Consider the following 12816-nt stretch of genomic DNA (forward strand, 5'->3'; position numbering starts at 1 on the left):
CTGTCAGGAACCGCCTTTCGGCGGGGATGCCACCTCTCTTTCCCGTATCCGGTATCCCGATGCAGTTTCATTTTCAGCCAACTCCCGGATCATCCAGTGCGGCCCGGTCAGCGGGACTTCGATCTCCGTGCCTTCGCAGATGCCGCAGGTGCCTCTCGGGACGTGCAGGTAGGCGTTTGCATGGACCAGCGCCATCTGCGGGCCGGCCCCCCGTGGCAGGGGGATCGCGACAAACCCGTCGCCTGTCCGCGAGACGGTGAGGAGGACGAACTCGTCGTAGCCGGGGTCCGCCGTGACCGTCCTGGCGAGCCGGGCGCGGAAGCGTTCCGCCGGCCGGGGATGAAAGCCCCATGCCGCAAGCAGAGGGAGGGCGAGTTCCCGTACGGCCGTCAGGGCGGCAATCGGATAGCCCGGGAGCCCGATGGCCGGTTTGCCGTCGATCCGGCCTATGATCGCCGGTTCTCCGGGCTTCATCGCGACACCGTGGACGAGTACTTCTCCAAGGTCGCTGATGATGGCAGCAGTGAAGTCCCGGGTGCCTGCCGATGAGCCGGCGGAGATCAGGATCAGGTCGTTTTCGCGGACGCCGTTTTGGATAGCCTGCCGGAGTTGTCCGGGCTCGTCGCGGACGATTCCGTAGCGGACACAGGTGGCGCCGGCCTCGTCGAGCAGTGCCGCGGCAGCGGCGGTGTTGCTCTCAATGGCCCCTCCCGGTCCCGGGAGTTCGCCTGCCGGAACGAGTTCGCTCCCCGTCGGGATGAGGCCGACCTTCACGTCCCGCACGTCCACCATAGCGATCCCGTAGGAGAGGAGCGCCCCGATATCGCAGGGGCGTATCCGGTGCCCGGCCGGGAGGATCGGGTCGCCCTGCCGGATCTCGGAGCCGGCCGGATGGACATGTTCGCCAGGGAGCACCGCCTTCCCGGTATACCACTCCCCGTCCTTTTTGGTAGTGTCCTCGATCATGACGACTGCATCGTAACCTGGAGGGATCGCATTTCCCGTATTCACCCGGTGGGGGGTTTTGAGCCTGACCGGGTTTGTCGCGCTCGCCCCGGCGGTCTCACTGCTCACGATGGCGAAACCGTCTCTGGCGGCAATATCCGTTGCCGGGACGGTCAGCAACGAGTAGACGGGCTCTGCCGTCATCCGTCCGGCCGCCCCGGCAACCGGGAGGGTGACGATCCGGTCCAGGCACGGGAAGATCGAGCGCATCATCCTCCGGACGTCCGCGAGCGGTTTCGACGCGAGGCGCCGCCTCACCATAACGTTACGTCCACCTCGCTTGCGGCCTCGAGCCCTTCGTATCCCTGAAGTATTCTGACGAGCCCGTCGCTCTGCACCAGGGTGTTCAAGAGGCCCGACTTGCCGAAGAGCGGCACCGCTTCATCCCCGATGAGTTTGATCCTGACGTACTCTTCGCGCCCCCGCTCCGAGGGTATGTTCTGCGTGAGGGCCGCCTTCTGCTTCATCTCCCGGCGGCCCGTGCAGCCGGAGAGCGATTGCAGGAGGGGCGCCGCAAGCACCGAGAGGACGACCATTGTCGAGGCCGGGTGGCCGGGGATGCCGATGACGGGTACGTGACCGATCGTACCGATGATCGTCGGTTTCCCGGGAGCCAGTGCTATCCCGTGTGCAAGCACCTCCCCGAGCGACTCGATCACGCCGGCCGCAATGTCGCGATCGTCCTTTGAACTCCCTCCGGTGATCAGGATCGCATCGCACTCTTCGAGCGCCGACTCGAGGACAGTCGTGAGGTGCGCCGGGTCGTCCCTGACGAGATCATAGTTACGGGGGATGCCGCCCCGTTCCTGCACGAACGCGTTGCAGAGGTAGGAGTTGACATCGCGGACCTCGCCGGCTTCCGGAACAACATCCGGCGGCACCAGTTCGATGCCGGTTGGGACGATCCCGATGACCGGCCGCTTCCTCACCGCTACCCGGGACGCCCCGACCGCCGCAAGCACGCCGACATCCCGAACATTCAGGAGTTTTCCCGCCGCAAGAACACCTTCGCCGTGCGAGTAGTCCTCGTCGGCACGGATGATGTTCTCTCCCGGGAAGACCTGGCGGCCCGCGAGGATCGTCTCCCCGAGGTCCTGGCAGTACTCGAGCATCACGACGGCATCAGCACCCTCCGGGAGGACGGCTCCCGTCGGGATGTAGGCGCACTCGCCGCGCCGGAGCACGATGCCGTTCCCCCCCTGCCCCATGGTGATTCTGCCCACGTTCTTGAGCGCGACCGGGGCCAATTCGGATGCCTGAACGGTATCGGCGGAGTTCACCGCAAAACCATCTTTGACTGAACGGTCGAAACCCGGGATGTCGCCGTCGGCCGGGATATCCTCGGCGAGAACGCGGCCGTACGCTTCGGTCAGAGACACATGCTCCACCCCGATCGGTGGGGAGAGCCGGTTGATGAGGTTGATAGCCTCGATCACTGATATAAGACGGAAAAACTGGTTCATCGATTCGACCTTCTGGGTGAGGAGCCGGCTACACTGCCCGGGCCAAAAAAATTAGAGTCTGGTGTAGAGGTTCGCATACACCGTCTTGCCTCTGGAGACCGGGTGACGTTCGCCAAGGTCGCCGATGTAGTGGACGAAGCGGGCGGTCTCACCGTCGACCTCCTGTTCGACCTCGTCGACCATCGAAAATCCCGGGAGCGGGTTCTCGATCGTCCCGTAGACGTAGATGTCGCCTTTCACCATCTGCCCGCCGACGCGGCCCCTGGCGTTGCCCTTGACGATGACGGTGCCGCCTTCGCCGTGGGTGGAAATGTGGATGTCCGCATCGCCGCCGATGACGATCGTCCCGCCGTTGATGAACGTGGCGGTATCGTTGCCGGCGTTTCCGGCGACCCGGATCACTCCGCCCTGCATGCCGCGCCATTCTCCGCGGGGGGATGAGCCCAGGTGGTGCCCGGCGTTGCCGTCGACGACGAGCTCGCCGCCTTCCATCCCGATGCCGCAGAACGAGTCGACGTTTCCTTTGACGTGGATCTTCCCGCCCTTCATCCAGCCGCCGATGTACATGTCGGCGTTACCTTCGATGACGATTTCGCCGGCGGTCATCTGCTGCCCGATCCTTTTGACGCGGGTGCAGTCCCCGCGGAGGACGATCTTCGTCTCTTCGGCCGTTGCTCCGCCGTCGCCTTCAACGGTGAAGTACTTCCCGAGCGGGCCCTTCTGTTTGCCTTCCCAGACATCAAGGGCGGCTATCTCGGCGGCTTTCTTGCCTGCGAAGTTGTCCGGCGTGATGTTCTGCCCTTCGATATAGAGCTCGGAGGGGTTGGTCAGGGTGAGGGTAATTGTCTTCATCTTCTCATCACCTCATTGTGTCGTATCGACCTCGATCACCCGCGGGTTATGGAGGTGCTCTTCGAAGAGCGAGTAGTTGTCGAGTTTCACGCTGTAGTGCCGGAGGAAGTGCTCGTAGATGTCTCTCTGCACCTGTGCGTTCTCCGGGACCTTCACGTCGACCCAGACCGTCCGCTTTGCGGGCTCCGCGACGACTTCGCCGTCCCGGACGGTCACGATGCCGTCCTTGACGAGCCAGGCGCACCGGGAGAAAGCCTTCTCGATCATTGCGGGGTCCGAGGGCATATCTTCGGGGTTGAGGGCGTAGACGGCGATATCGGCATCCATACCGGGGGCAAGCCCGCCGTAGGTGTTGCTGATGCCGAGCGCCTTTGCCGGCCCTGCACGGGTCATCTGTGCGATCTCGTAGAGATCGAGTTCGCGGTCGATGCCGTCGATGGAGGTGGCGTCGATCGTCCGCTCAAGCCACTTGAACGTCTTCATCGTCTCGTCACGTGCAGCCCTGCTCATCAGCCAGGTGATGACCTGCGGGTAGCGGGTGAACGGCCCGGCGTTCGGGTGGTCGGTGGTTATGAACGTCCGCATCGGGTCTTTGGCGTAGAGACCGATCTCAAGACCGACAGCCCACTGGATGGTGCAGACCTTGACCTTCGGGCTGTAGATGTAGGGCACGACGCCCGCGGCGGTCTCGAGTTCCACGTCCACGTTTGCCCACTTCAGGTGGTTGAGGGAGCACAGGTGGTGCTCGAACGGCCCGTCGGCGGTCATCGTGGTGGTTTCGTCGAGGGTCACCTGGCCCATGTCGACGGTGAGGTTGTCGCGGGTGTTCACGTAGTCCATCACGTCTTTTGCCCGGGACTCGAAGTTGCCCCACGAGTCGCCGCCGTAGGCGTGGAACTGGAGGTGCGTGAGGTGCAGCACCTGGTCGCGGCCGAAGTCGTTCTTCGGGGCGTAGCCCTCGGCGAGTTTGAGCGATTCGAGCGTGTCGACATAGTTGCCGGGGTTCCCGAGGTTGTTCGCGTGCAGGTGCACCGAGTGGGGAAGGCCGAGGTACTCGTTCGTCTCGATGAGCCCCTTCACGATCTCTGCCGGAGTAATATCGAAGTAGGGAACCGGTTCGTGGATGTTTGCGCAGTTCAATCCCCATCCCCAGGCCTCGGAGCCGCCGGGGTTGACGACCTTGAGGCCGAACCCGCGGGTTGCCCGCAGAAGCCAGGCGGTATATGCGGCGTTGTTCTCGATCTCGTTGTTCTTGAGGTACTCAAGGGTGAACCAGTTGTTCCCGAAGACCGGCATCGCGGCGTTGTCGATGATCGGGGTATCCCGTATCTCTTCGTGGACGTGCGGGGAGTGGAGCGGGGGCATCGCCGCCTCGTTGACGAAGACGTAGCCCATCCGCGCGTAGTCGTAGCCTGTCTTGAACGTGGAGGGGACGGAGCAGCCCATCTCCATGCGGTTGCACGTAGGAGATTTGTGGGGGCTCTTGAAGAGTTTGTCTTCCGGCCGGAAGAGCCGGCCGACGTTCACCTTCGGCCCCACCACGTGAGAGTGGATGTCGACGCCGCCCGCCATCACAGTCATTCCGGCCGCGTCGATCGTCTTCGGGCTCGAGAGAGCGCCCAGTTCGACGATCTTGCCGTCCTTGACTCCGATGTCCATGCGGTCGCCCTTGATCCCCTGCAGGGGGTCGAAGACGAACCCGTTCTTGATCAGGAGTTCGCTCATGGTTCACTCCTCCGCGCGGACACCTTCAGGCGTGGCCTTCGCCTGCTCTTTCGCGGCCTCTTCGGCCTCCAGTTCAGAGAGCCTCTGGTGGATCCGCTCGAAGAGCTCCTCGTCGCTGATGACGCCCTCGGGTGGGTCGATGACCTTGCGGTACTGGATCGGGACGTTGTCCATCCGATAGACGATGCCCGGGACCTCGACCCCGACGATTCCCACCGGGATATGGAGGTCGGAGATCTCGCTCGCCATGCAAATGTTCGGATCGATGGTGATCCAGGGGTGCTTTCTGAGGTGTTTTACCGCCTCGATCGGGAAGTGGGCGCCCGCATCGGTTCCGATGTTGATGAAAGCGTCCACCTCGTCGCGCATGGCAAGGTCGACAGAGCTCGTCTCGCCGGGGTTCATGTGGGCGATGTCCTTCTTCGTCAGATCGAGACAGTAGGGGAACCCGTACTGCCATGACCAGACCGCGCCCGGTCCGGTGATGTTGTAGTGGCCCCGCATCGCCATGATCGTCCACTTGGTGTAGTCGTTGAGGTCGCGGGTCAGGCTGATGGCGATGTCCACGTTGTGGTTCCTGCCGTCGGAGTGGCAGAGCCCCATGCCATAGAAGATGGTGCCGAACCGGGCCTTCTTCATGATCGCGGCGACCTCGAGGATCTGCTCGCGCTTGATCCCGGCAACTTCCTCGGGGATCTCGTGGCCCCGGACGACGGCACGGAACGCGTCAAAGAGCTCGTAGTCGTGCCCCTGTTTCACCTGCAGGTGGATGTCCGCCACCTGGGCGGTGTCGGTGTGCCTCGGATCGATGACGATGATCTTGCGGCTCTTCTGGCCCTTGCCGGTGAAGAAGCCGCGGGGGAAGATCGAGTAGCGGGACATGTGCCGCGGGTGGGCGTGGGCGGGGTTTGCGCCCCAGTAGACGATGACGTCTGCCCGGTTCTTCGTCTCGCCGAGGGTGCAGCTCGGGTAACCGTTGTCGAATATAGCAAGGAACGAGGAGCCGTGACAGATGGACGCGCAGTTGTCGAGCACGGCCCCCGCTCTCTCGGCGACCTTGGCCGCGGCGGCCATGCCCTCGCAGTTGGTCGATCCGAACCCGTAGATCAGGGGCTTCTTCGCATTGTAGAGCACCTTCGCCGCGTAGTCGACCGCCTCGTCGTAGGAGATATCCTTGTAGGTGCCGTCCGGCTGGCGGAGGCGGGGCAGCTTGACTCTCTCGCTGCCGGTTGCGTGGTGGAAGATCTGGTTGCCGATGGCGCAGGCATTCTCCACCTCGAGGATCTGTTTTCCATCGTCCGATACGGTCACGACAAGGTCGTCGCAGCAGACGCCGCAGTACGGGCATCCGACATTCTCAACTCTTTTTGGCATCACTGATCACCTCTCCACAGGCCGACAGCCCCCTGGACGAGTTCGAGCGCGCTCTTCCGGCGTTCACCGTTCACCGGCTCGACCGTCACGGGAAAGCCGCTGTACTGGGGCTCCCCGGTCGCCTGGGTCCGGGGAGGTACCACCTGGTTTGCCCAGACGCCCTGCGGGATGAATGCAAGGCCGGGGTAGAGCGACTGACGCCCCCTGACGGCCTTGACGACCACATCTCCACACTCGCTCGTCACCCGTACCAGCTGGTTCGGAACCAGGCCGAGCGCCTTGACGTCGTCGTCGTGCATCTCGATGATCGAGCAGGCCTCGAAGTATTCGGGGGTCGTTTTGCCCTTTTCCATCGCAACGCCTTCTTCGATGGAGCGCTGGGTGATCATGTTCAATGTAATCCTGTTCGCCATGGTTTTGCCTCTATGTGGTTGGTAGGATCGGTCTCCCGAAACTCCGGCGAGCCCCGTAGAGTACGGTGCCCCGGCAAGGCCCGTTTTCGGGCTTTCCCCTGCGTTGCGAGGGGTCTGCCGCGGCATCCCATACCCGGCAAGCCGGACTTTCCTGCACGGCGAGGGCCAGCTTGCCGGGATGCGCCGGAAAACCGGGCAAAATGCGGAGAGCCTGCTCGCCTGAGGAAAACGAAACTTCCGGGCGGAGCCCCCGGAGGATCGCTTTGTCATAACTTGTAATGTTTTGTATTTAACCATTCCGAATTTGTAAGTGATTAAAGGTTACATAATTTACATGGGGGATTTTTTAAATACCGTTTAATCTGTCGGGTGACCGCGATCCATCGTGAGGAACGTTGCGGCATCGGGTGGCCTGCAGGTATCGAATCCGTGGTCCGGCGGGAAGTACGGAGCGAAGGTGAGGGGGACAGGGATTCGTCCTGTCCTTGTACCCCTATCTCTTTTGGATGCTCAGATCGGCGGGTTATCCTGGCAACTCTGTTCCCGGGCCCGGCCGGGCCCGGGTGCAGTGGCTGGCTTGTGTGGGTGCTATATAATTAAATCGTATTTACTCCTGGCCGCTGTTGTGTGGATCTGGAAAACAAAGGTCCAAGTACTGGTATTCCGGGAAACCCTCTTCAGATTGGGTAGCATTATATATTTTTAAGATACAACCTATAAAGTCGGGTACGGTTGTCCCTCTTCTGGAGATAATAATTTTAACTATTGCTATTAGTATTAGTTCATTTATTATTTAATATGTGCTCCTCTACGGTGCTCTGTCTGACTGCAATTGCTAACGGGCGGCCTGGAGAAACCCTTTTTAAGGATCGCGTTCAACTATTTGAACCGTTCAGCCCCGAGTTTTAAAATATCCGATTGGAAATATAATCGATATAAATATTACTTTTTACAAAAAAGTCAGCCTTATTTCGCAAATTTTATTAATAGCTCTTCTTCTACTCTTATAGTCCCTTTTGGGACGTGCAGTAGCGGCCTTCAGAGATCCGAAGCATATGATTGCCCCGTGATCTCTTGCATGAACGGAACGTATTGAACAAGGGTAAAAGGATGAAATACTATGGCTAAATACACGGAAACAATTGATCTCTATTCTGATGACGGGAAGCTGCTCAAGAGCGGCGTCGCCCTCGACAGAATCAGCCCGCTGGTTAACCCGGCCACAGGTAAGATCATCGACCTGACCAAGAGAACGATCAGCGTAAACCTTGGCGGCATCCAGGATGCGCTCAAGGTTGGCAAGCTTGGAAAGGGCAAGATCAAGGGAAGAGAACTCGACCTCCCCATCATGGAGAACAAGGACGCGATCGTCGCCAAGATTAAGGAGATGATCCAGGTCGAGGAGGGTGACGACACCGATATCCTGGAATTCAACGGTGGAAAACTCCTGCTCGTCCAGGTTCCGACGAAGCGCCTGGTCAACGCGGCCACCTACGACGCCGCGATCACCTCGGTCGCAGCCGCGACCACCTTCTCGATCGTCGACCAGTTCGACATCGACGCCTTCAACGCATCCACCGTCAAGGCGGCCTGCTGGGGCAGTTACCCCCACACGCAGGACATGGAAGGTGCGCTCGTCACGTCGATCCTGACGATCCCCCAGAACAACGAGGGTATCGGCTACGCGCTCCGGAACATCCCGGTCAACCACACCGTCATGATGACCGGCAGGAATGCCCTGCAGGGTGCGGCACTCGCATCCACCCTCGAGACCGCCGGTATCTTTGAGATGGGCTCCGCCGTCGGGCCGTTCGAGCGCGCCCAGCTGCTCGCTTACGCCTACCAGGGCCTGAATGCGAACAACATGGTCTACGACCTCGTCAAGGCAAACGGCGAGACCGGAACCGTTGGTACGGTCGTCCAGAGTCTGGTCGAGCGCGCCATTGAGGACAAGGTCATCGTCCCCGGCAAGAAGGGCGGGTACTTCCAGTTCTACGACACGAAGGACCCCATGCTCTGGAACGCCTACGCCGCTGCGGGAACCATGGCAGCCACCATCGTCAACTGTGGTGCCGGACGGTTTGCCCAGGCAGTCTCCGCGACGCTCCTCTACTTCAACGACCTGCTTGAGCATGAGACCGGTCTCCCGAGCACCGACTACGGCCGCGTTATGGGTACCGCTGTCGGGTTCTCGTTCTTCAGCCACTCGATCTACGGTGGTGGCGGCCCCGGTATCTTCAACGGCAACCACGTCGTGACCCGTCACGCGAACGGTGTGGCTATCCCGTGCGTGGTCGCCGCAGCGGCGCTCGACGCTGGAACTCAGATGTTCTCGCCCGAGAGCACCTCCAAGCTCTTTGCTGAGACCTACGGTAAGATCGACGTCTTCAACAAGCCGATCGACCAGATCGCAAACGGAGCCTGAGCGAGCAGAGATTCGAATGATGAACGCCACATTTCCGCAGGTCAGGGTTGTGCCCACACGGATGCTCAAGCCTGAGACAGCAGAACGCCTGCTCAATATGCTTGCCGGCATCGCCGGCATCCGTCGGATGATGATCCACGGGCCCGGCCTGCCGAAGCTTGTCCCTTACGGGCCGGCACGGGGGAGCCCGAACCCGCACTCCGACCGCAAGGCAATCCGCGTCGCAGATGCTGAGATTGCGTTGCGTGTCCAGGTGGGCATGGTCATCCTGGAGGTCGAGGATGCTTCCGCTATCGAGGAGATTCGGTCGCTCTGCGACGCTTTCTTCACGAAGTTCCCGTACCAACTCCAGGAAGGCAGGTTTATGAAGACCGCCCCGACGCTCGTGGACTACGCGAAGTATGGGCCGGACGCCGATACAACACTCATTGGTCTTGCGGACCCCCGGAACGGGGAAGGACCGGTGATCATCCGGATGGAACGGTGACCGTCGGCACGCGAAATATCGGAAATATGGCTGAAACTCATTCAAGACAGGAAATGGATAAGATATCAATCACTTTGAGGTGAATGAAAAATGGCATACAAGCCCCAGTACGGTCCCGGGACATCCGTTGTCGCCGAGAACCGGCGTAAACAGATGAACCCAGGCCAGAAGCTTGAGAAGGTTCGTTCCGTAACGGATGAGGACATCGTGCTGATCCTCGGCCACCGTGCTCCTGGATCGGCATACCCGACGGCCCACCCGCCGCTCGCCGAGCAGCAGGAGCCCGACTGCCCCATGCGCAAGCTCGTCAAGCCCACAGAGGGTGCACAGGCCGGCGACCGCGTCCGCTACATTCAGTTCGCGGACTCGATGTTCAACGCCCCCTCGCAGCCCTACCAGCGGACCTACACCGAGATGTACCGCTTCCGCGGCATCGACCCCGGTACGCTTTCCGGCCGTCAGATCGTCGAGTGCCGTGAGCGCGACCTGGAGAAATACTCCAAGGAACTCATCGAGACCGAGATGTTCGACCCCGCTCTCGTCGGCATCCGCGGTGCGACCGTGCACGGCCACTCGCTCCGTCTCGCTGAAGACGGCATGATGTTCGACATGCTCCAGAGGAACGTCCTCGGGGAGGATGGCATCGTCAAGTACGTCAAGAACCAGATCGGCGAGCCTCTCGACCGTGAGGTTGCCGTCGGCAAGCCCATGGACCAGAAGTGGCTCAAGGCTCACACGACGATCTACCACTCGCTCGTAGGAACCGCCTACCGTGACGACACCGAGTACGTCGAGTACGTCCAGCGCATCCACTCGCTGCGCACGAAATACGGCTTCATGCCGAAAGAGGAGTGATTACAATGGCAAAGATTGAGAGATCCCAGAAGCTGTTCCTGAAGGCCCTCAAGGAGAAGTTCCAGGGACAGGACGTCGAGTCCGAGACTGCCGAGTTCTACAACTTCAACGGCGTCCGCCAGTCTCCCCGTAAGATGGAGTTCATGAAGGCGAGCCGTGCTGTCGAGATGGACCGCGGCATCGCCATGTACGACCCCGAGCGCTGCCACCTGGGCGGTATCCCGATGGGACAGCGCCAGCTGATGACCTACGAGGTCTCCGGCACCGGTGTCTTCGTCGAAGGTGACGACCTGCACTTCGTCAACAACTCCGCAATGCAGCAGATGTGGGACGACATCAGGAGGACTGTCATCGTCGGCATGGACCTTGCTCACCAGACCCTGCAGAAGCGTCTCGGCAAGGAAGTTACCCCCGAGACAATCAACGAGTATCTCCACATCCTGAACCACGCGATGCCCGGCGGCGCCGTCGTCCAGGAGCACATGGTCGAGACCCACCCCGGCCTCGTCGACGACTGTTACGTCAAGGTCTTCACCGGCGACCAGGAGCTCGCAGACGACATCGAGCCGCAGTTCCTGCTGGACATCGAGAAGCTCTTCCCCGCCAAGCAGGCCGAGGAACTCAAGGCCGAAGTCGGCAAGAGCATGTACCAGGCGATCCACATCCCGACCGCGGTCTCAAGAACCTGCGACGGTGGAACGACCTCCCGGTGGTCTGCGATGCAGATCGGTATGTCCTTCATCGCCGCGTACCGTATGTGCGCCGGCGAAGCAGCCGTCGCCGACCTCTCCTACGCCGCGAAGCACGCAGGCGTCGTCCAGATGGGTTCGATCCTGCCCGCCCGGCGTGCCCGTGGCCCGAATGAGCCCGGCGGTATCAAGTTCGGTCTCTTCAGCGATATCGTCCAGGCGAACCGGAAGTACCCCAATGACCCCGCGAAGGCTGCCCTTGAGGTCGTCGGTGCCGGAACCATGCTCTACGACCAGATCTGGCTCGGCTCCTACATGTCCGGTGGTGTCGGGTTCACGCAGTACGCGACCGCGGCCTACACCGACAACATCCTCGACGAGTTCACCTACTACGGTATGGACTACGCCAAGGACAAGTACAACGTCGACTGGAAGAACCCGAGCTCGAGCGACAAGGTCAAGCCGACCCAGGAGATCGTCAACGATCTCGCAACCGAGGTCACCCTCAACGCTATGGAGCAGTACGAGCAGTTCCCGACCATGATGGAGGACCACTTCGGCGGGTCCCAGCGTGCCGGTGTCATCGCCGCCGCGTCCGGTCTCACGACCTCTATCACGACCGGAAACTCGAACGCCGGCTTAAACGGCTGGTATCTCTCCATGCTCCTGCACAAGGACGGATGGTCGCGTCTCGGCTTCTTCGGCTACGACCTGCAGGACCAGTGCGGTTCCGCGAACTCCCTCTCCATGGTCTCCGACCGTGGTCTGATGGGCGAACTGCGTGGCCCGAACTACCCGAACTACGCGATGAACGTCGGTCACCAGGGCGAGTACGCCGCCATCGTCGGCGGTGCGCACTACGGCCGCGGCGACGCGTTCTGCTACAGCCCGCTCGTGAAGGTCTGCTTCGCCGACCCGGCGCTGAGGTTCGACTTCGCCGAGCCCCGCCGCGAGTTCGCGAAGGGTGCCATCCGCGAGTTTATGCCCGCCGGTGAGCGTTCGCTCATCGTTCCGGCCCGGTAAACAACTCCATTACCCCTTTTATTTGCACGTCCTCATAGTCCCGCGATCGCAAACATTCCTGCCGATCAGCTGGAGAAGGTGGAGCGAGTGGTTCTCACTCGCCCACGTCTTATGAGGCTTTATATTTGTATCACGAAGTTTGCTTATTTTCAGTGACTTTTTCGCATCATCGGTTATTCCGGCCGCCGGGATGCCCGCCCCGGTCACCGGGAGGCGCGCAGGGGTTGGGGTGGGGTGCGTGGGCTGGTGGGCGAAACCCCTGTTGCAGAGATGCTCCATGCCGGGGCGTCTGGAGATCGAGGCAAGTGTAAGATACGAGGTTAAAGCCCAAAAACGGATTTCTACAGCAGATTGATATGTTAGATCCGTGGAAAATGCCCATTCCAGTGGATCTTGGGGGTATCGCCTCGCACTGCCCCCGCCCCCCGGGGCGGGGAACGACGCTCCGCTAGGAGCGGAGTTGAGGCACCGAAGGTGCGGGTGAGGAGGCCGGAGGCCGGGTGGG

The 12816-nt window shown here is 61.2% G+C and carries 10 protein-coding genes; 4 read left to right on the top strand and 6 right to left on the bottom strand.

Translation table 11 applies throughout. The annotated features are described in order from the left end of the window. Positions 1–3: 3 nt before the first annotated feature. From HL657_RS02755 to HL657_RS02780, 6 genes are read right to left on the bottom strand one after another with little or no spacing between them, the layout of a single operon-like run. Complete coding sequence (locus HL657_RS02755) at positions 4–1266, bottom strand: molybdenum cofactor synthesis domain-containing protein (RefSeq protein ID WP_317295303.1); 1263 nt, start codon at positions 1264–1266, stop codon at positions 4–6. Then, positions 1260–2468, bottom strand: a complete 1209-nt coding sequence (locus HL657_RS02760) for a molybdopterin molybdotransferase MoeA (protein ID WP_317295304.1) — start codon at positions 2466–2468, stop codon at positions 1260–1262. The genes HL657_RS02755 and HL657_RS02760 overlap by 7 nt, the downstream gene beginning before the upstream one ends. Before the next feature lie 51 nt (positions 2469–2519). Then, the gene (locus tag HL657_RS02765) at positions 2520–3320 is read right to left on the bottom strand and encodes a formylmethanofuran dehydrogenase subunit C (RefSeq protein ID WP_317295305.1); all 801 of its coding nucleotides are present in this window, start codon (positions 3318–3320) and stop codon (positions 2520–2522) included. 12 nt (positions 3321–3332) lie between these two features. Beyond that, the gene (locus tag HL657_RS02770; RefSeq protein WP_317295306.1) at positions 3333–5045 is read right to left on the bottom strand and encodes a formylmethanofuran dehydrogenase subunit A; all 1713 of its coding nucleotides are present in this window, start codon (positions 5043–5045) and stop codon (positions 3333–3335) included. 3 nt (positions 5046–5048) lie between these two features. Further along, positions 5049–6419 carry a formylmethanofuran dehydrogenase subunit B gene (locus HL657_RS02775; protein ID WP_317295307.1) on the bottom strand — a complete coding sequence of 457 codons (1371 nt, stop codon included), beginning with the start codon at positions 6417–6419 and terminating at the stop codon, positions 5049–5051. Next, positions 6419–6832 (bottom strand): molybdopterin dinucleotide binding domain-containing protein, encoded by a 414-nt coding sequence (locus HL657_RS02780; RefSeq protein ID WP_317295308.1) that lies wholly within the window; start codon positions 6830–6832, stop codon positions 6419–6421. Before HL657_RS02780 ends, HL657_RS02775 begins: the two co-directional genes overlap by 1 nt. Before the next feature lie 1120 nt (positions 6833–7952). Between HL657_RS02780 and mcrB the strand changes: the two genes are divergently transcribed. The 4 genes from mcrB (at position 7953) to mcrA (ending at position 12311) form a co-directional block, all read left to right on the top strand. Continuing rightward, on the top strand, positions 7953–9257 hold the full coding sequence (mcrB, locus tag HL657_RS02785) for a coenzyme-B sulfoethylthiotransferase subunit beta (RefSeq protein ID WP_317295309.1): 1305 nt from the start codon (positions 7953–7955) through the stop codon (positions 9255–9257). A 49-nt stretch (positions 9258–9306) separates the two neighbouring features. Then, the gene (gene mcrD / locus HL657_RS02790; RefSeq protein WP_317295310.1) at positions 9307–9744 is read left to right on the top strand and encodes a methyl-coenzyme M reductase operon protein D; all 438 of its coding nucleotides are present in this window, start codon (positions 9307–9309) and stop codon (positions 9742–9744) included. Positions 9745–9834: 90 nt separating this feature from the next. Next, positions 9835–10599, top strand: a complete 765-nt coding sequence (gene mcrG, locus HL657_RS02795; protein WP_317295311.1) for a coenzyme-B sulfoethylthiotransferase subunit gamma — start codon at positions 9835–9837, stop codon at positions 10597–10599. Positions 10600–10604: 5 nt separating this feature from the next. Beyond that, positions 10605–12311 carry a coenzyme-B sulfoethylthiotransferase subunit alpha gene (mcrA, locus tag HL657_RS02800; protein ID WP_317295312.1) on the top strand — a complete coding sequence of 569 codons (1707 nt, stop codon included), beginning with the start codon at positions 10605–10607 and terminating at the stop codon, positions 12309–12311. Positions 12312–12816: the final 505 nt, after the last annotated feature.

The sequence above is a fragment of the Methanoculleus nereidis genome (genome assembly GCF_032944295.1).
Lineage (GTDB): Archaea > Halobacteriota > Methanomicrobia > Methanomicrobiales > Methanoculleaceae > Methanoculleus > Methanoculleus nereidis.

Bases quoted from the DNA above. Each gene is read 5' to 3' on its own strand.
- HL657_RS02765 (WP_317295305.1), bottom strand. From the start codon at position 3,320: ATGAAGACAATTACCCTCACCCTGACCAACCCCTCCGAGCTCTATATC.
- mcrA (WP_317295312.1), top strand. From the start codon at position 10,605: ATGGCAAAGATTGAGAGATCCCAGAAGCTGTTCCTGAAGGCCCTCAAG.
- HL657_RS02755 (WP_317295303.1), bottom strand. From the start codon at position 1,266: ATGGTGAGGCGGCGCCTCGCGTCGAAACCGCTCGCGGACGTCCGGAGG.
- HL657_RS02770 (WP_317295306.1), bottom strand. From the start codon at position 5,045: ATGAGCGAACTCCTGATCAAGAACGGGTTCGTCTTCGACCCCCTGCAG.
- HL657_RS02760 (WP_317295304.1), bottom strand. From the start codon at position 2,468: ATGAACCAGTTTTTCCGTCTTATATCAGTGATCGAGGCTATCAACCTC.
- mcrG (WP_317295311.1), top strand. From the start codon at position 9,835: ATGGCATACAAGCCCCAGTACGGTCCCGGGACATCCGTTGTCGCCGAG.
- mcrB (WP_317295309.1), top strand. From the start codon at position 7,953: ATGGCTAAATACACGGAAACAATTGATCTCTATTCTGATGACGGGAAG.
- HL657_RS02780 (WP_317295308.1), bottom strand. From the start codon at position 6,832: ATGGCGAACAGGATTACATTGAACATGATCACCCAGCGCTCCATCGAA.
- HL657_RS02775 (WP_317295307.1), bottom strand. From the start codon at position 6,419: ATGCCAAAAAGAGTTGAGAATGTCGGATGCCCGTACTGCGGCGTCTGC.